General features: G+C 54.4%; 18 protein-coding genes. 14 read left to right on the plus strand and 4 right to left on the minus strand.

The genetic code is table 11. The annotated features are described in order from the left end of the window. Positions 1–198: 198 nt before the first annotated feature. A complete protein-coding gene (locus tag ACZYTD_RS07895; protein ID WP_463891023.1) occupies positions 199–621 on the minus strand; it encodes a hypothetical protein in 423 nt (140 codons plus the stop codon). Positions 622–835: 214 nt separating this feature from the next. Between ACZYTD_RS07895 and ACZYTD_RS07900 the strand changes: the two genes are divergently transcribed. Both ACZYTD_RS07900 and ACZYTD_RS07905 read left to right on the plus strand, forming a co-directional pair. Beyond that, positions 836–1,681, plus strand: coding sequence for a helix-turn-helix transcriptional regulator (locus tag ACZYTD_RS07900; protein WP_463891025.1), 846 nt, complete (start codon positions 836–838; stop codon positions 1,679–1,681). Positions 1,682–1,821: 140 nt separating this feature from the next. Further along, positions 1,822–2,397 (plus strand): YbhB/YbcL family Raf kinase inhibitor-like protein, encoded by a 576-nt coding sequence (locus ACZYTD_RS07905; RefSeq protein WP_463891027.1) that lies wholly within the window; start codon positions 1,822–1,824, stop codon positions 2,395–2,397. 73 nt (positions 2,398–2,470) lie between these two features. Here ACZYTD_RS07905 and mscL read toward each other — a convergent pair whose 3' ends face one another. After that, complete coding sequence (mscL, locus tag ACZYTD_RS07910; RefSeq protein WP_463891029.1) at positions 2,471–2,923, minus strand: large-conductance mechanosensitive channel protein MscL; 453 nt, start codon at positions 2,921–2,923, stop codon at positions 2,471–2,473. Between the two features lie 195 nt (positions 2,924–3,118). Here mscL and phoP point away from each other — a divergent pair, with 195 nt between their 5' ends. The 3 genes from phoP (at position 3,119) to ACZYTD_RS07925 (ending at position 6,354) form a co-directional block, all read left to right on the plus strand. Further along, on the plus strand, positions 3,119–3,793 hold the full coding sequence (gene phoP, locus ACZYTD_RS07915; protein WP_463891031.1) for a two-component system response regulator PhoP: 675 nt from the start codon (positions 3,119–3,121) through the stop codon (positions 3,791–3,793). After that, positions 3,790–5,211 carry a two-component system sensor histidine kinase PhoQ gene (gene phoQ / locus ACZYTD_RS07920; protein WP_463891032.1) on the plus strand — a complete coding sequence of 474 codons (1,422 nt, stop codon included), beginning with the start codon at positions 3,790–3,792 and terminating at the stop codon, positions 5,209–5,211. The genes phoP and phoQ overlap by 4 nt, the downstream gene beginning before the upstream one ends. 147 nt (positions 5,212–5,358) lie before the next feature. After that, positions 5,359–6,354: a Gfo/Idh/MocA family protein gene (locus ACZYTD_RS07925; RefSeq protein ID WP_463891034.1), complete on the plus strand. Its 996-nt coding sequence runs from the start codon at positions 5,359–5,361 to the stop codon at positions 6,352–6,354. On the opposite strand, the gene ACZYTD_RS07930 is transcribed toward ACZYTD_RS07925, so the two are convergent. After that, on the minus strand, positions 6,335–6,778 hold the full coding sequence (locus ACZYTD_RS07930; RefSeq protein ID WP_463891036.1) for a hypothetical protein: 444 nt from the start codon (positions 6,776–6,778) through the stop codon (positions 6,335–6,337). The genes ACZYTD_RS07925 and ACZYTD_RS07930 overlap by 20 nt on opposite strands. A 529-nt stretch (positions 6,779–7,307) precedes the next feature. Between ACZYTD_RS07930 and ACZYTD_RS07935 the strand changes: the two genes are divergently transcribed. From ACZYTD_RS07935 to cobO, 9 genes are all read left to right on the plus strand, one after another. Continuing rightward, complete coding sequence (locus ACZYTD_RS07935; RefSeq protein ID WP_463891039.1) at positions 7,308–9,230, plus strand: PrkA family serine protein kinase; 1,923 nt, start codon at positions 7,308–7,310, stop codon at positions 9,228–9,230. 21 nt (positions 9,231–9,251) lie between these two features. Then, positions 9,252–10,517 carry a YeaH/YhbH family protein gene (locus ACZYTD_RS07940; protein ID WP_463891042.1) on the plus strand — a complete coding sequence of 422 codons (1,266 nt, stop codon included), beginning with the start codon at positions 9,252–9,254 and terminating at the stop codon, positions 10,515–10,517. Positions 10,518–10,535: 18 nt separating this feature from the next. Next, positions 10,536–12,047: a SpoVR family protein gene (locus ACZYTD_RS07945; protein WP_463891045.1), complete on the plus strand. Its 1,512-nt coding sequence runs from the start codon at positions 10,536–10,538 to the stop codon at positions 12,045–12,047. A gap of 400 nt (positions 12,048–12,447) precedes the next feature. Next, positions 12,448–13,488: a nicotinate-nucleotide--dimethylbenzimidazole phosphoribosyltransferase gene (cobT, locus tag ACZYTD_RS07950; RefSeq protein ID WP_463891047.1), complete on the plus strand. Its 1,041-nt coding sequence runs from the start codon at positions 12,448–12,450 to the stop codon at positions 13,486–13,488. Further along, entirely contained in the window at positions 13,488–14,315 is an 828-nt protein-coding gene (locus tag ACZYTD_RS07955; protein ID WP_463891262.1) for an adenosylcobinamide-GDP ribazoletransferase, read from the plus strand. The genes cobT and ACZYTD_RS07955 overlap by 1 nt, the downstream gene beginning before the upstream one ends. Beyond that, positions 14,315–14,845 (plus strand): bifunctional adenosylcobinamide kinase/adenosylcobinamide-phosphate guanylyltransferase, encoded by a 531-nt coding sequence (cobU, locus tag ACZYTD_RS07960; protein WP_463891049.1) that lies wholly within the window; start codon positions 14,315–14,317, stop codon positions 14,843–14,845. The genes ACZYTD_RS07955 and cobU overlap by 1 nt, the downstream gene beginning before the upstream one ends. Positions 14,846–14,870: 25 nt before the next feature. Further along, positions 14,871–15,509 (plus strand): histidine phosphatase family protein, encoded by a 639-nt coding sequence (locus ACZYTD_RS07965; RefSeq protein WP_463891051.1) that lies wholly within the window; start codon positions 14,871–14,873, stop codon positions 15,507–15,509. Continuing rightward, positions 15,506–17,002 carry a cobyric acid synthase gene (locus tag ACZYTD_RS07970; RefSeq protein ID WP_463891055.1) on the plus strand — a complete coding sequence of 499 codons (1,497 nt, stop codon included), beginning with the start codon at positions 15,506–15,508 and terminating at the stop codon, positions 17,000–17,002. The genes ACZYTD_RS07965 and ACZYTD_RS07970 overlap by 4 nt, the downstream gene beginning before the upstream one ends. Continuing rightward, a complete protein-coding gene (gene cobO / locus ACZYTD_RS07975; RefSeq protein ID WP_463891057.1) occupies positions 17,002–17,607 on the plus strand; it encodes a cob(I)yrinic acid a,c-diamide adenosyltransferase in 606 nt (201 codons plus the stop codon). Before ACZYTD_RS07970 ends, cobO begins: the two co-directional genes overlap by 1 nt. Before the next feature lie 185 nt (positions 17,608–17,792). Here cobO and ACZYTD_RS07980 read toward each other — a convergent pair whose 3' ends face one another. Continuing rightward, positions 17,793–18,137, minus strand: a complete 345-nt coding sequence (locus tag ACZYTD_RS07980; protein ID WP_463891058.1) for a hypothetical protein — start codon at positions 18,135–18,137, stop codon at positions 17,793–17,795. Positions 18,138–18,335 lie beyond the last annotated feature (198 nt).

An 18,335-nucleotide genomic window follows, 5' to 3' on the forward strand; every position in this document is an offset into this window, starting at 1 on the left:
TCTTGTCCATGTAAAAAACAGAAGGCACGGCGCCCCCAAAGCACAGAGATGGGCGCCAGAACAAGAGGCAGGAGAAAAAGCAGATCCGGTGCAGACTCAGCCAAAACGCATGTTGCGTCTTGGCGTTGTTAACTCAGAGGTTGCAGAGCAATCACCCAGAGAGTGGCACGACCAAACCAACTCCTGCCAACAGCAGGCTCAGAGGCTTGCGTGACAGAAGCGGTATTGCAGATGTTTAGGATTCCAGTGCCAGGCCGTGAACTGACTAAAGCAGTTCTGGAAAGCCTGTTTCTGGTAGATAAGGGGAAGAGAGAGGGCTAAACCGCATAGCAGCAAGAGCACCAGGCTCATCGACCACTCATGCAGCAAGAGATAAGGCGCAGGCAGCTCACCGCTTCTGGTGCGGAGCAGTGGCTCACCCCGCCAGGCACGCAGGCCATTAGCCAGATGCAGCGCAGCCGGGCCAGCGGCGATAAGCAGCTCTTGAGACGAGGACGAGGGCACAGAGTAGTGCTGCTCGCTCTCGCCAGGCGCTATGTGCTGCAGAGCGTGGGTTGGCGATAGGGCTGAAAGTGGGCGCGCAGCGTCATCAGAATAGCCATCTGATAAAAGCAGGAGCAACACCATGACACATGATGCCAGAAACCATTTAGCCGCACAGGATATCGCCAAAGCACCACTCTATGAGTTGAATTGACTAAAAGGCTACCATGAATGGCCTGCAGGGGCAAACCGGGGGCTTGGATAGACTGTTACCGGCCAGGGAGCGACCAGCCTGGCATCAGGCCCCATTCCTTGTTACCGTCCAAGCCATTCGCCTCTGGATAACACAGCTATGCCCCAGCACACCACATCGCCGCACACGGTTCACTTTCGCTTTGAGGCCCGGCAATATCAGCGTCTGCACCGGGTCACCTTTATGGCGCCTACCCTCATCTGGGTGCGACAAGGCACCAAGCAGTTGCAGACTCACGGCACCCCGCTGCGTTGCGAGGAGGGCGCGTGTCTCTGTCTGCCCGCCTGTGAAGCCTTCGAGATGGAGAATCTGCCCGGCTTAAGGGATCACTATCTGGCGGATATCTTTGTACCCCCTCGACGCTGGTGTGAGCGCTTCTTGCAGCACTATGCCCCGGCTCTGCCCGATCATTGGCAAGCCGAGCCCAGTTTCCGTTGCTCGCCAGATCTAGCCCAAGCCCTACAGGGCGTGATCCGCAGTCAGAGTGGGCGTTCCCCCCTTGCCCAGGCTCAAACCGAACACGCCTGGCAGGGCGTCTTGTTGACCCTGGCCGCCCAAGGTCTGGCGGCCCCTATGTTTAACCTGCAACCCTTGACCCTGACGCAAAAAGTGCAAACGCTGCTCTATCTGGATCTGGCCCGCCCCTGGCAAGCCCAGGAAGTAGCTCAGCGCCTGGGAATGAGCGAGTCAACCCTGCGACGCGGCCTGCGCCAGGAGGAGAGCAGTTTTAGCGAGCTGCTCAGTGAGCTGCGCATGAATGAGGCCTTCAGCCGGGTGATGACCAGTGAGCAGCCCCTGCTGCAGGTGGCCCTGGAGTGCGGCTTTCACTCGCCATCTCGCTTTAGTCAGAACTTTCGCCAGCGCTATGGCATGAGCCCCAGCGCCCTGCGCCAGGATCGCGGTTTGCTCAACGAGGAGCTTGAGGCCGTCACGGCGGATCTCTAGCTGGGTGAACGCTGAGCCGACTAGGACAAAGCGTCCACTTGACCGTTTGCGCACAGCCTATGACCGTTTGCGGACAGCACCCGTCTGCCCGTTGCGGCATACTTAGGCTTCACCCATCAGGGAAGATCTGGAGCATCAGAATGTCGACACGCCGCACCACCACTAACCCACTCGCCCTACTGCTGGGCTGCCTGCTGGCAAGCAGCAGCCAAGCCGCCGAGTCTCCCACCACGTTCACCCTCAGCAGCCCGGATATCAAGGCCGAGAGCCACTTGACCAACAAGCAGGTGTTCAACGGCTTTGGTTGCAGTGGTGACAATATTTCCCCGGCTTTGAGCTGGCACGGGGCTCCCAAGGGCACCCAGAGCTATGCATTGACCGTCTATGATCCAGACGCCCCCACCGGCAGCGGTTGGTGGCACTGGGTGGTATTCAATATTCCGGCCAAGAGCAACGCCCTGCCTGCCCATATTCAAGGCGATGGCAAGGGCCTACCTGACGGCGCGATACAGAGTCTTACTGACTTTGGTCCGCCCGGCTTTGGCGGTGCCTGCCCCCCCGTGGGAGATAAACCCCACCGCTACCAGTTCACCCTGCATGCGCTCAAGGTCCCCGCTCTGGATCTACCCGCCAGCAGCATGCCCGCTCTGGTCGGCTTTATGATCCATGCCAACGAGCTGGCCAGCACCCGCTTCACTGCCTATTACGGTCGTTAATAGCTAAAACAAAGGGCGGTCATCAGACCGCCCTCATTACTCACCATTTTTGACAATCTGCCGTCGATTCAGCTCAAAGCAGTTCAGATGTGCAATGTGGACAACGCTTGGCGTTCAAAGGGATGTCGCTGCAGCAGTGCGGACAGGCTTTAGTCGTAACCACTACCGCTGCCTCGGCCTTGTCCATTCGCAACTTGTTCATGGCCTTAACGACCATAAACAGAGCAAACGCGACTATGGTAAAACTGATCACCGAGTTAACGAACAGGCCAATGTTGAGGGTAACCGCCCCTGCCGCTTTGGCATCAGCGAGGGTGTGGTAGGGGGCAATGGCTTTAGCGCCCTCTTTGAGTACGATGAAAAAATCCGAGAAATCTACCCCACCGAGCACCAGACCAATCGGTGGCATCAAGACATCATCCACCAAGCTCTTGACTATGGTGCCAAATGCACCACCAATCACGATACCCACCGCCATATCGACCACATTGCCACGCATGGCAAACTCTTTAAATTCTTTAATCATGGTGCACTCCTACTCCTTGGTACGCAAAGACATGTATATCTTCTAGCAAAGCCAGATGCCGATGTAAATTGCTCGAATGCCAATTATATGAATGATTTAGTGTCCGTTTAGACTGATTGTGAAAATATATTGCCTAGGGTTGTCAGCCATGGTTGCATGATGATAGCCGCCCTCACGACATCTGGAACCCTTGCTATGCGAATTTTACTGGTCGAAGACAATCTGCTCTTGCGCCATCACCTATCAGTACAACTGCAGGATGCGGGGCACCTAGTAGATAGTGCGGCGGATGCCAAAGAGGCTGACTATTTTTGTCAGGAGCATGAATTGGATCTGGCCATAGTTGATTTAGGCTTGCCCGATGAAGATGGCTTGACGCTCATTCGCCGTTGGCGTGCAAGAGGCGCTACGCTCCCCATCCTGATCTTGACGGCACGGGATGCTTGGGAAGACAAGGTCCAAGGGCTTGAGGCTGGGGCCGATGACTATGTTACCAAACCCTTTCATCTTGAAGAGGTGATCGCCCGGATCCAGGCGTTGGTGCGACGAGCCAGTGGTCTCGCTTCATCCACCATTCAGGCCCCCCCCTACCAGCTGGATCTCAATCGTAAAGAGCTTTCCATGCATGGCAAACCGGTCAAGCTGACCGCCTTCGAGTACCAAATCCTGGAATACCTGATGCGGCGCGCGGGTGAGGTGGTCAGCAAAGAGACCCTAATGTTTCAGTTATATGCCGATGCCGAATTAAAAGAGTCCCATACCATTGATGTATTGATCGGCCGCCTGCGTCGCAAAATTCAAGTCGATGAGTTAGATGACCCCATCCAGACCGTGCGGGGGCAAGGTTACCGATTCGATACTCCAAAATGAAGTTGACGCCTCACTCACTCAGGCTGCGGTTCATCCTCGGCACATCCTTGGCGCTGGTGATCATCTCCATGATCTATGCAACCAGCATGGTCATTAGCAGCAATAGGCTGGCCCTGCAAAACACACAGAGTCAGATGGCTCAAGAAATTGAGTTATTTATGACCTTTGTCGATTACCAGCAGGGAAAACTGCAAGTTAATGCCCCCACCCGGAAATTGCGGAAAAAAAATTTCTCAATTTGGATTTATGCCACCAATAATAAACTGCTATGGACATCCGATTATCTCCCCTCCTTCACCAGACAGATCTCCAACCACTGGCTGAATAATGAGGGCTTTTATGAAATTGAAAGTCCCACCCCGTTACAAGGCTCGAATAGTGTAGATGGTAAACCGCTGCCAGCCGAATCAGATAATATATTCAAACCACTGGATGAATATACGTATTCTCTGGTTGTGAGTCACTATGGTGCCAATCCTGATGTTCCCATATTCAGAGTCGTGATCATTGATACCGTTCCTCAGGAAAAACAGGATAACAGTGTTGTTTGGGATACCTTTAAAGGCGTCACCCTTCTCAATCTTTTCATTATGTTACCCATTGTCTGGTTAGTTGCCCAATGGAGTCTTAGACCCATAGATAAGCTGGCCTTGGCCGTTCTTAAATTAGAGCGCACCAACAGCAATACACTGGAATATATTCCACCACGAGAGTTAACTCGCCTGGTCAACAATTTAAATGCGCTGTTACAGCAACAAAGCTCCGTTGTTACTCGCTATCGGCACGGCCTCTCTGACTTAGCGCACAGCATAAAAACCCCGCTGGCTGTTCTGCAAACCACATTTCGGACGCTACGCGGCAATCCACAGTTGATGGCGGAGCAAGAGCCCTTGATGCAAGAGCAGATAAGCCGGATCTCTCAACAAATTGGCTATCATTTGCGACGCGTGGTCAGTGGGCCTGATTTGGGCTTTAGCCGGCAGATCCACTCAGTAAGTGGCTTATTGGATCCGCTCTGCAATGCACTACGCAAGGTGTACGATCGTAAAGGCGTGGACATCCAATTAGATGTCAGCCCTGAGATTACTTTCGCCGGAGACAAAAATGACTTTCTGGAGGTGGTAGGTAATGTCATTGAAAATGCATGTAAATACTGCCTCGAATTCGTCGAAATTCAGGTGCATTGTGCCAACGATTTATTAACCATTACTGTGGATGATGATGGCCCGGGCGTGCCCGATAATCGACGTCAGCTAATACTACAGCGTGGCGTGCGTATGGATACACTTCGTCCCGGTCAAGGCATTGGCTTAGCGGTAGCAGTAGAAATTATTCATGCCTATAAAGGGCATATCATCATAGAGTCCAGTCCATTAGGAGGGGCCCGTTTCTGTCTTGTATTTGGTCATCAAACTTAACGAGATATCCGGACGAAGCCACAACAGCAAAGAAGTGTAAAGAATAAAGCTTTTACTTGAAATCGTAACTTGCTGCCATTAACATTTAGGCTCATATAAATCCATTTATATGGTAGAGGTGCATATAAGCGCCCATATGGAGCACAAATGTTTAATTTTCAACGGGATGAAATAAAAGCCGGCGTTGTTGGTACCAATTGGGGGCGCGTGCATATAGCGGGCTTGCGGCAAGCAGGCTGTCAAGTGAGCACCCTCATGGCGCAGGATAAACAACTCGTCACTCGGATCGCGGGGGAAGAGCAGATCCCCAGCTCAGGCACAGAACTCTCTCTGTTAGCCCCCTGCGATCTGGTCACCATTGCCACCCCCACCTCGACTCACCTTGGCTATTTGCAAGCAATTCAGCATAAAGCTGTACTCTGTGAAAAACCTCTGGGCCTGACGCCTGATAACCGGGGACAATTTAATGCCCTGCGACATGATTGCCTGTATATCAGCTATCCATTCCCCCACTTGGATACGGCTCAACGGCTTAGTCAGGAGATCCGCTCTGGTCATCTGGGAGAATTAAATCGGATCTGTTTAGTCGTCGGAGTGAATTTACCCTATCCGAAAACACCGGTGGAATGGTTTGTTGAAGATGTCGTCCATCCATTTTCGTTTTTATACACGCTGTTTGATGATTTTCAATGGCAGGGCGTGCAATTCGGTCAGGGTAATAGTCTATCGGTGCAACTCACTTGCCAGGGAGCGCTGTTTGATATCTTGCTCTGTGACTGGCCTATGCCTGGATTACATTTTGATCTGACTATCGTCGGCAACAAAAATGCCTATCAGTTAAGAGGAGGTTTCCGCCCTGAACGTGGATGGTGGTTCGATCCTCTATTAGCCGATGCGCAAGCGATCACCTCCGGCGAACCCGTTGAGGATAACCCCTGGATCCGAGCCAATCACAGAGTGATGCAACATTTTGTCGATTGTGTTCAGGGCAACATCAATGCTCAGGAAGCTCACCGGCTGGGAATGTTCGATTTTGCTCGAGCCAAGGCAATGGAAGAACTTTTTTTGCCGCTGTGGCAGGCGGCCGGGCAGCAAAAATCACAAGAAGAACCGGCGACAGAGTTTAATTGGCGCTTGGCCTGATAGGCAGAGTTTGCTGGCTTAGTCCTACCGGATTAACGTACCTGACTTTGGCAAAAAGCCCAGCCAGAGTCAGGTTATTATCCCAAGTTGCGGATAACTCACAGCCATACTCTCTTTCCATGAGCATAACCAGTGATTCCATCTCCAGTGACTCATCTACCTTCCCGATGGGATTTATGGTCTGATATATCGAAAGCAGCGATTGATCTGGATGCAACTTGAGCTGATATGATGAACCGAACACAAATGACTCCATGACTAGCTCAAGAAAATAACGAACTTCATCGCTAGTTGCATCGGGAAAGCGGCAATACCAACCAGGGTGGATCTTGACTTGATATGACCAGGGCGCGGGTAGCTTGATCTCTGACCAGACGATCCATAGGCAAACCAATATTAATAAAATAGATAACCAAACGCTCATGTCTCACCCCAATTAATGACTGTCATGCGACATATGAGCCTGATCTCAGCCAACAAGCCACACAGAGCCCTGCTTCGCACACCCCACAACAGCGTACATGACACGCAACACTCTTCTTTCGATTGTAGCTAACAACCTCCAGCTTGCTCATTGCAAAGCTGACAGCCTGTCACATTCAACACATTCAACAGTTACAGACAATCATCGTTTAGCGCAATTTAATCCCACTAAAGGCAACCCGATTACAAAAAGGGAAATGACAGGTATGGCTCATCCTCCCAACCGAAAATTTTTCGACAACTCTTTGACAATCACAGCTCAGAGTGGCAAAACGATGGTAAGCGATTGAAAAAAATATGACCTGAACCCACGCTGCACCGCTTAGGGCTGGCTCAGGAAAACCTATTTCTTTGTGTCTGAATTTACAGCCAGATCCCAACTCAACTAGGCTTATTTAGCAGGGTATTCACTGCCGTTATGAGCCAATTGTTTGAGACTGGCTGGCCGTTGAAGTCATGGGGGTAAGAAAATGGGCATTTTTGATCACTACCAGCGTCGTTATGAAGCGGCGCGGCAAGAAGAGTACAGCCTGCAAGAGTTTCTTGAGCTCTGTAAGCTAGACAAGAGCTGCTACGCTTCGGCTTCTGAACGCCTGCTCATTGCCATTGGTGAACCGGAAATGGTGGACACCTCCCATATTCCTCGCCTGAGCCGCATCTTCTCCAATCGCATCATCCCTCGTTACCCCGCGTTTAAAGATTTTTATGGCATGGAAGAGGCTATCGAGCAGATTGTCGCCTATCTCAAACACGCGGCCCAGGGGCTGGAAGAGCGCAAACAGATACTTTATCTGCTTGGGCCCGTTGGCGGGGGAAAATCATCGCTCGCCGAAAAACTCAAGGCCCTGATGCAAAAAGTGCCCATCTATCGCATCAAGGGTTCCCCGGTCAATGATCACCCCTTCTGCCTATTTGATGCCCAAGAGGATGGTGCCCTGCTTGAGCAGGAGTATGGCATTCCCAAGCGCTATCTCAGGAGCATCATCTCCCCCTGGGTGGCCAAACGCTTACATGAGCTTGGCGGGGATATCAGCCAATTCCGGGTCGAAAAAATCTATCCCTCGATCCTCGATCAGGTCGCCATCGCCAAGACCGAGCCCGGTGATGAAAACAACCAGGACATCTCCTCCCTTGTCGGCAAGGTGGACATTCGTCAGCTAGAGCACTTTGCCCAGAACGATGCTGATGCGTATGCCTATTCCGGCTCCTTATGCCGAGCCAATCAGGGGATTATGGAGTTTGTGGAGATGTTTAAAGCGCCCATCAAGGTGCTGCATCCGCTGCTCACTGCGACCCAGGAGGGCAATTACAACGGTACCGAAGGACTCTCCGCCCTCCCCTTCGAAGGCATCATATTGGCCCACTCCAACGAATCCGAGTGGCAGCAGTTCCGCAACAACAAAAATAATGAAGCCTTTTTAGATCGGGTCTATATCGTCAAGGTGCCCTATTGCTTACGCGCCTCGGAAGAGGTGCACATTTACGAGAAACTGCTGGCTAACAGTGAATTGGCCCATGCCAAGTGCGCTCCCGGCACGCTTGAATATCTGGCCCAGTTCAGCGTTCTATCGCGGCTGAAGACACCCGAAAATTCCAGTATCTTCTCCAAGATGCGGGTTTATGATGGCGAAAGCCTCAAAGATACCGATCCCAAGGCCAAGTCTTATCAGGAGTATCGCGACTATGCCGGGGTCGATGAGGGGATGGAGGGGCTGTCCACTCGCTTTGCCTTCAAGATCCTCTCGCGAGTATTCAATTTTGATCACACCGAAATCGCCGCCAATCCCGTGCACCTCTTCTATGTGCTAGAGCAGCAGATTGAGCGCGAGCAATTCCAGCAAGAACTCCATGATAAATATATCGAATTTATCAAGGGTTATCTGGTTCCTCGCTATGTGGAGTTCATCGGCAAGGAGATCCAGACCGCTTACCTTGAGTCCTATTCTGAATATGGACAAAACATCTTCGACCGTTATGTCACCTATGCCGACTTCTGGATCCAGGATCAGGAATATCGGGATCCTGAAACCGGTCAGCTGTTTGACCGGGCCTCGCTGAACGCCGAATTGGAAAAAATTGAAAAACCGGCCGGGATCAGTAACCCCAAGGACTTCCGCAACGAGATCGTCAACTTCGTCCTCCGGGCTCGCGCCAATAATGCCGGGCGCAACCCCAACTGGACCAGTTATGAAAAGTTGCGCGCCGTCATCGAGAAGAAGATGTTCTCCAACACCGAAGAGCTACTCCCCGTTATCTCGTTTAATACCAAGACCTCAGCCGAGGATCTGCGTAAACATGAGAATTTCGTCGAGCGCATGATGGATAAGGGCTACACCCGCAAGCAGGTCCGTTTACTGTCGGAATGGTATTTGCGAGTGCGTAAATCCAGCTAACGGCTCGGTGGAGGTAGGGGTATGGCGCATTTCATCGACCGACGGTTGAATGGCAAGAATAAAAGTGCGGTAAACCGGCAACGGTTTATCCGCCGCTATAAAAACCAGATCAAGAAGGCGGTCACGGATGCTGTCACCAAGCGCAGTATCCAGGATGTCGAACAGGGTGAGAGTGTCTCTATTCCCAGCAAAGACCTTACCGAGCCCGTTTTCCATCAGGGTAAAGGGGGGCACAGAGAGATAGTCCATCCGGGCAATGATCGCTTTGTCACTGGCGATGAGGTGGCTCGTCCATCCGGCTCCTCCGGCCAAGGAGCCGGTCAGGGGGATGCCAGTGACAGTGGAGAGGGCGATGATGATTTTGTCTTCGAGATCTCCAAGGATGAGTATCTGGACCTGCTGTTTGATGAGCTGGAGCTGCCTAATCTGGAGAAAAACCAGATCAACAAGCTAGTGGAGATGAAAAGTTATCGGGCAGGCTTCACCTCCAATGGGGTACCCGCCAATATCAACATAGTCAAGTCGTTGCAAAACTCTCTGGCCAGACGGATAGCCCTGCAGGCGGGAAAGAAACGCAAGTTGGCCGAGTTAGAGCAACGCCTTGAGGCGCAACGGCTTGCTGGTGCCGCGCTCTCTGAGCTGATGCTGCTGCGGCAGGAGATAGCTGCACTAAAACAGCGGATCGCGGCGGTCCCTTTTATCGATACCTTTGATCTGCGTTTCAATAATTTTATCAAGCGCCCCATCCCCTCCAGCCAGGCGGTGATGTTTTGTCTCATGGATGTTTCCGGCTCCATGGATCAGGCCACCAAGGAGATGGCCAAGCGATTCTATGTGCTGCTCTACCTGTTTTTAACCCGGAGCTACAAAAATGTGGAGGTGGTGTTTATTCGCCACCACACCCAGGCCAAAGAGGTCGATGAGCAGGAGTTTTTCTACTCCCAGGAAACGGGTGGCACCATAGTCTCCAGCGCTTTGCGCCTGATGAGTGACATAGTGAAAGCCCGATACCCGGCCGAGCAGTGGAATATCTATGCAGCCCAAGCGTCAGATGGCGATAACTGGGCCGATGACTCCCCCCTGTGCAAGGAGATCTTGGTAAACGAGCTGATGCCACTGGTGCGGCATTATGCCTACATAGAGATCACCAATCGCGCTCACCAGAGCCTCTGGTACCAATATGAAGGGGTGGCCCAGCTCTACTCCTACTTTGCCATGGAGAACATTAGCAAGGTCGAGGATATCTACCCCGTATTTCGCGAGCTCTTCAAAAAACAGGTTGCCTAGATTAAGGAGTAATTATCTATGCCGGAACGACGTAGTCAGACCCCGCTGGATGATGGCCCGGACTGGACCTTCCCACTCCTTGAGCGTTATCAGCTAGAGATTGCCCGAGTCGCGGAGCATTACCGCCTCAAGACTTACCCCAATCAGATTGAGGTGATCAATAGTGAGCAGATGATGGATGCCTATTCCAGCGTTGGCATGCCCATAGGTTACCATCACTGGTCTTTTGGCAAAAAATTCATCACTACCGATCAACACTACAAGCGCGGACAGATGGGGCTGGCCTATGAGATCGTCATCAACTCCAACCCCTGCATTGCCTACTTGATGGAAGAGAACACCCTGCCCATGCAGGCGCTGGTAATGGCCCATGCCTGCTATGGCCATAACTCATTTTTCCATGACAACTATCTGTTTAAAGCCTGGACCGATGCCAGTTCGATCATCGACTACCTGCTCTTCGCCCGGCACTACATCAGCGAATGCGAAGAGCGACATGGTGTTGAGGCCGTGGAGCAGTTGCTGGATGCCTGCCATGCCTTGATGAATTACGGCGTTGATCGCTATAAACGCCCGCAGAAGATCTCATTAGCCGAGGAGAAACGGCGGCAGAAGCGCCGTGAGGAGTATTTGCAAACTCAAGTCAATGAGCTCTGGCGTACCCTGCCAAAGCCACGGGATCAAACCGACCACAAGGACGTGCACTTCCCGAGTGAGCCTCAGGAGAACCTGCTCTATTTTATTGAGAAAAACGCCCCCATGCTGGAGGCCTGGCAGCGAGAGATCATTCGCATAGTACGCAAGATCAGCCAATACTTTTACCCGCAAAAACAGACTCAAGTCATGAACGAAGGGTGGGCCACCTTCTGGCATTACACCATACTCAATCACCTCTATGATGAAGGCTTGGTCACCGACCGTTTCATGATGGAGTTTCTGCATAATCATACCAATGTGGTCTATCAACCCCCCTATAACAACCCCCACTACTCGGGCATCAACCCCTATGCCCTGGGGTTTGCCATGTTCCGGGATCTGCGCCGGATCTGCGAACATCCCACAAAGGAGGACAAGCAGTGGTTCCCGGACTACGCCGGCAGTGATTGGCTGACCACCCTGCACTTTGCCATGGAGAACTTCAAGGATGAGAGCTTTATCAGCCAATTCTTGAGCCCGCAGGTGATGCGGGATTTTAAGTTTTTTGCCATTGATGATGACGACAAACAGAGCCAGCTCCGCATCTGTGCCATCCATAATGAAGAGGGATACCGCCTGGTCAGGCAAAAACTCGCCATGCAGTACAACCTCAGCCAGCTGGAGCCCAATATTCAGGTCTACAACGTGGCCCTGAAGAGCGATAGATCGCTGATCCTGCGCTATGTACCTCATGATCGGATCCCCCTCGCCGACTCCCGGCACCAAGTGCTCAAACATCTGCACAAGTTATGGGGGTTTGGTGTCAGCCTGGAGCAAGAGGACGAAGCAGGAGAGATTCAACTCATAGGCCAGTGCCCTGAAAGGCCCGTCTAGATAATACCGGGGCCCACATCAATCCGAGGTGGGCTGTTTATTGCACCAAATGAAACCGCATACATCCACTTTCTTAATAAAAGCTGGTAAAGGGTGAAACAGCTCTCTTTTCACCGACGCTACTCGCGGTATAAGAGACACGAGGGTGAGGAGTCGCTGGCTTTATACTCTGATGAGATAACGCTCTGCTCTACGCCCTCATTGATTTCTCACACTTTTGCCCCGTTTATTCGGGGTGTTTTTTTGCACCTCACTCCGCCTACCTGACAACTTCGTTCACGGCCAATAAAAGCCCGTTTCGCTTTCACTCGTAATTATCGAGGCTATCACAAGAAAAATAGCAACGGTTCCAGTAACATAGCCGCCTACTCGTTTGCATTGTCAGCAAAAGGATTCGACTATGCCCCGCGCTTGCGCCATCGCCCCCCTGGCTCACCATCAAGAAACCGCAATTCAGTCTCGCATCGATCAAAAAACCAAGCCCCTTGGCGCCTTGGGCCGCCTTGAGGAGTTGGCTCTGCAACTGGCGCTCATCCAGCAACGCGAGAAGATTGGCATAGACAAACCGACACTGCTGGTTTTTGCTGGCGACCATGGCATAGCACAACAAGGGGTGAGCATAGCCCCCAGCGCCGTCACTCGCCAAATGGTGCTCAACTTTCTGGCCGGAGGCGCCGCCGTCAACTGCTTTTGTCAGGCCAACGACATGCGGCTCAAGGTGATTGATGCCGGCATATTAGAGCCCATAGTGGATGGTCGGCTGATTGTGCAGCGCCTGGGCGCCGGCACCGCCGATCTGTCGTTACAAGCGGCCATGACCGCTTTGCAAGCCGAACAGGGAGTCAAATTGGGGGCCGAGCTTGCCAAAGCCCAAGCCGCTGACGGTTGTTCGCTACTGGCCTTTGGCGAGATGGGCATTGGCAATACCAGTTCAGCTGCAGCCCTGCTCTGCGCCATGACGCAACTACCGACAGCCGCCTGCGTAGGACGCGGTACCGGGATCACTGAAAGCCAGTTACAGCATAAGCAGAAACTGGTCGCTCAAGCCGTACAGCGCCTCGGTCAGCCATATCAGCAGCATGACCCCCTCACCCTGTTGGCCGAATTGGGCGGTTTTGAGATTGCCCAGATCACCGGGGCCATACTGGGGGCCGCAGAAGCTGGCATTGCCATGCTGATCGATGGCTTCATCGTTACCGCCGCCGCCATGCTGGCGGTGAGAATAGCCCCGAGCTGTCGCGATTACATGATCTTTGCCCATGGTTCGGCTGAAGGGGGCCATACCCTGATGCTGGAGAGCCTGCGCGCCCGCCCCTTGCTGGATTTGGGCCTGCGTCTAGGCGAAGGCACAGGCGCTGTGTTGGCGCTGCCATTGCTGCGGGCGGCCTGCGCCTTCTACAACGACATGGCCAGTTTTGAAAGTGCCGGGGTGACAGTGTGATGGCATGGCTGGCCACTCAGCGCACCTACTTTTGGCTGGCTCTCGCCTTCTTCACCCGCCTGCCCATCCCGGCGAAGACCCCCTTCTCCGCCGAACTCCTCAACCATGCCAGCCGCTACTTCTCGCTAGTGGGCTGGGTCATTGGCAGCCTGGCACTGGTTAGCCTGGGGCTGGCGGCGCAACTTTTTCCCATCGCCATGGCTGTGCTCCTGAGCATGGTAGTCACACTGAAACTGACCGGTGCCTTTCATGAGGATGGCCTGGCCGATATGAGTGATGGCTTAGGGGGGGGGATGAACCGTGAGCGGAAGCTGGAGATCATGAAAGACTCCCGGCTTGGTAGTTATGGCAGCATAGCCCTCATCATGGCCCTGCTGATCAAATTCGTGGCACTCAGCGAGATCAGCGCCCGGGCATTAGGCGATGGCCTACTGGCGCTATTTTGCCTGCATGCGGCCTCTCGGGCCCTGGCCGGAAGCCTCATCTTCGACATGAGCTATGTGCGCGATGAGCCCAGTAAAGCCAAGCCCCTGGCGCAAGATCAGGATCGGGCCGATCTGCTCTGGCTGCTGATCTGTGGCTTGCTGCCGCTGATCCTGCTCACGCCCATGGCCGCAGGGCTGTTGATCGTGACCGCGCTGGCACTGCGCCTCTGGCTCAAACGCTGGTTGAACCGGCAGATTGGTGGCTATACCGGTGATTGTTTAGGGGCGGCACAACAGCTGGCCGAACTGAGTGGCTACCTGGTGTTACTGCTGCTGCAACATCAACAGATGAGCCTGGCGGCCCCCTGGCTCAAGGCCCTGACTCAGGAGTTGTGGCACTGATGGCAATAGTTACCTTAATCCTGGGCGGAGCCCGCTCTGGTAAGTCGGCGTTGGCCATGCGTCTGGCGGAGCAAAGTGGTAAGCAGGTGATCTATATGGCCACCGCTACCGCCCTGGATCACGAGATGCAGGAGCGTATTCTGCGGCACCAGGATGATCGCCCCGTCCACTGGCAACTGGTGGAAGCCCCTCGCCTCTTGGCCGACGCCATTATCCGCCATGCCGGGCCCGATCACTGTCTCTTGGTCGACTGCTTGACCCTCTGGCTGACCAATCTGCTGCATGATGCCGAGGGAGCGCCCCTCCCCGATACCCAGTTGCAGCAGCAGTTTGCTCAGTTACTCCAAACGCTGGACCAGGCGGAGGGCGAGATCCTGCTTGTCGCCAATGAAGTGGGCTTAGGCATAATACCGCTTGGGGAGCTGACCCGACGCTTTGTCGATGAAGCCGGCCGTCTGAACCAGGCCATAGCGCAACAAGCCCATAGGGTCGTGTTTGTGGCCGCAGGCTTACCCTTAATGCTCAAATAAGCCCTAATTTATAAAAGGAGTCAGCATGAGTGTCGTCACCACCCGGCGTATTGATTTACTCCGCCATGGGGCAGTCGCGGGGCCCGCCGCCCTGCATGGTCGCAGTGACCCTCACTTGAGTGAAGCGGGAGCACAAAGTTTCGTGCCGCTATTTGAGATGAATAACCTACCCTGGCAACGGATCATCAGCTCACCTCGTCAGCGTTGCCTGGCGACGGCCCAGGCTCTGGCCACACACCATTACTTGCCACTGGAGAGCTGGCCCGAACTGGCCGAGATGGATTTTGGCGAATTTGATGGCGTACCGTTTGACAAGCTGGGCGCCCATTGGCATGAGCTGGAACGCTTCTGGAGTGCCCCCACCACCCATCCGTTGCCGGGATCTGAATCCCTCGAGGCGTTTCATACGCGAGTGACCCACGCCTGGCAGCGGCTGCTGCAACAGGCTCAAAGTGAATCCTTGCTGGTGATCTGCCATGGCGGCGTGATCCGTCAGTTACTGGCTGGGCTGCTGTTTGCCGACTGGCGGCGGGGAGAGTATCACCAACGACTGGCTATTCCCCATGGCAGCCTGACCCGGCTGCAGATATGGTACGGCGAGGCCGCTCCCACGATACAGATCCGCCAGTTAGCGGGTCATCTGCTGCCGGGGCTCACCCCATGAACCGTCCGGCCAATCAGACCCTGATGGTCCAGGGCACCAGCTCGGATGCGGGCAAGAGCCTGCTGGTGACGGCCTTGTGCCGCCTCTTCGCCCAGGCCGGTCATAATGTTGCCCCCTTCAAGCCCCAGAATATGGCCTTGAATAGTGCCGTCACCGCCGACGGGGGCGAGATAGGCCGAGCTCAGGCAGTACAAGCCCTGGCGGCCGGGCTCCCCCCCCATGTTGACTTCAACCCCATACTGCTCAAACCCAACTCGGACACAGGTTGTCAGGTCATAGTCCATGGCCATGCCATCACCGACATGGAGGCTCAGGCCTATCACGACTACAAGCAGGTCGCCATGACCGCCGTACTGGCCTCCCATCAACGACTGTTGCAGCAATACAGCCGGATCATAGTCGAAGGTGCCGGCAGCCCGGCCGAGATCAACCTGCGCGCCGGTGACATTGCCAACATGGGTTTTGCCGAAGTCGCCGATTGCCCTGTGATCCTGATAGCGGATATCGACCGAGGCGGCGTCTTCGCTCAGCTCGTCGGAACGCTGGAACTCCTTTCACCCAGCGAACAGGCGCGCATCAAAGGCTTTGTGATCAATAAATTTCGCGGAGATATAGGTTTGCTGGAATCCGGCCTGCGCTGGCTGGAGCACAAAACCGGCAAACCCGTGCTCGGTGTGCTGCCCTATTTGCATGGGCTTGATATTGCCGCCGAGGATGCCATCCTGACCCAACAGCGCGCTGGCACCACTCAACTGCGGGTGGTGGTACCCGTGCTGCCGCGCATCAGCAATCACACCGATTTCGACGCCCTGCGCCTGCATCCAGAGATTGATCTGCAGTTTGTTCCCTTATCGCAGCCACTTCCGCCCTGTGACTTGGTGATCCTTCCTGGCAGCAAGAACGTAAGGGATGACTTGGCCCAACTCGGCCAACAGGGCTGGGAGGCGGCACTGCGGCGCCACTTACGCTATGGCGGCAAGCTGCTTGGTATCTGTGGTGGCTATCAGATGTTGGGCGAGACGATTGCCGACCCGCTGGGCCTGGAAGGTCCGCCAGGCAGTAGCCGGGGCTTGGGGCTGTTACCCATCCATACCGAGCTCAAGGCACAAAAACAGCTGACCCTGACCCAAGGCCACTTGCTGCTGGGCGAACAAGCCGTCGCCGTCAGTGGGTACGAGATCCATCTTGGGCAAAGCCAGACGACAGCCAGAGTAGATGCCGGCCACAAACCACTGCTGCAGTTAGCGCTCGGTCAATTCGATGGCTGGCAGAGCCCGGATGGGCAGATAGCCGGCTGTTATCTGCATGGCCTGCTGGATGCCCCCCTGGCCTTGCAAACCATTGCCCGCTGGGCTGGCGCCTGCGTCACCCAGCCGGTTGATTACCAGACCCAGCAACTGGCCGCCATCACCAGGCTGGCACAGAGTGTAGAGCAACATCTGGACATGGCGCGATTAGAGCGTCTGTTCACTGACCACTGGAGAGAGATGTAATGGTAGATCTGGCTACACGCGACGAGCGCCATCAGGCACGACAACAACGACTCAAAGAGCAGGTCGATGCCCGCATCGCCGCAGCCCAGGAGGAGCGCGGTTTACTCATAGTCATCACAGGTGACGGTAAAGGCAAGAGCACCTCAGGTTTTGGTACCGTCTGTCGCGCCGTCGGTCACGGTTTAAAAGCAGCCGTAATCCAATTCATCAAGGGTAACTGGGCCTGCGGCGAACGGACGCTGCTGGAATCTGCCGGGGTGAATTTCGATGTGATGGCGACCGGCTTTACCTGGGAAACCCAGGATCGCAGCGCCGATATGCAGGCCGCCCAGGCGGTCTGGCAACAAGCCAAGCTGCACCTCCAAGATCCCAGCCTGGATCTGGTCCTGCTCGATGAGCTCACCTATATGGTGGCCTACGGCTATCTGGAGTTGGATGAGGTGCTGGAAGCCTTGGTCAGCCGTCCCCCCATGCAACATGTGGTGATCACAGGCCGCGGCTGTCACCGTGCCCTGCTGGATCTGGCCGATACCGTCAGCGAAGTTAAAAACGTCAAGCACGCCTTCGATGCCGGAGTCAAAGCCCAGCAAGGCATAGATTGGTAAGCTCACCATTCCCACTTGCCTTGAGGCTGAACGTCATGACAGCAAGAACGGAGCAAACAAAAACCTGCCTGTGGCAGGTTTTTGTGTTGTAGAGCAGCGGAATTAATGACCATGCCTACGCAGTAACCAGGTCTCCGTCTCTGCCGCAAGAATTAGCCAACGGTGAAACATAACCCGTGTCTGGCTTAATCCACCCCATCGTAGTGGAATTTGTGCAGCAGCCGATGGGCCACGGGCGCCAGCATCAACCCCGCCGCCGCCACAAAGACCAAGGCGATATAGAGGCCGTAGAGGCCGAGAAAGATCCTGCCGCCTACCGATTGAGGCATATGCAGCGGACCTATGCCACCGAGCAGCAAGGTGGCATCGAGCAGCGCCTCATGCCAGCTCACCGGCTCGAAGCACAGATACCCCAGCATCCCCAGCAGCAGAGAAAAGCCCAGCAACCCCAGCACAGCCAGCCCATGGTGCAACAGCCGGAGCAAGAAGCGGGCTCGACTGAGCAGAGGTTCAAAACGCGACTCATACATGGCGGGACTCCCTAATTGGGGGACAAAAATATAAAGAGTTGGGCTGGCTTGACGTTGGCAGTTTGACCGTCACGGTACGCCAGATGGAAGCGTTGAGAACGCAGTCACATGACTCAGATAAAGAGGCCGGGATGGCTTCTCAGCTATCCCGGCCTTTAGGTTACCCGTTATGCACCCCATTCAGGATAAGGCGCATCA

This window comes from Pseudaeromonas sp. HNCC25DJ180 (genome assembly GCF_055413345.1).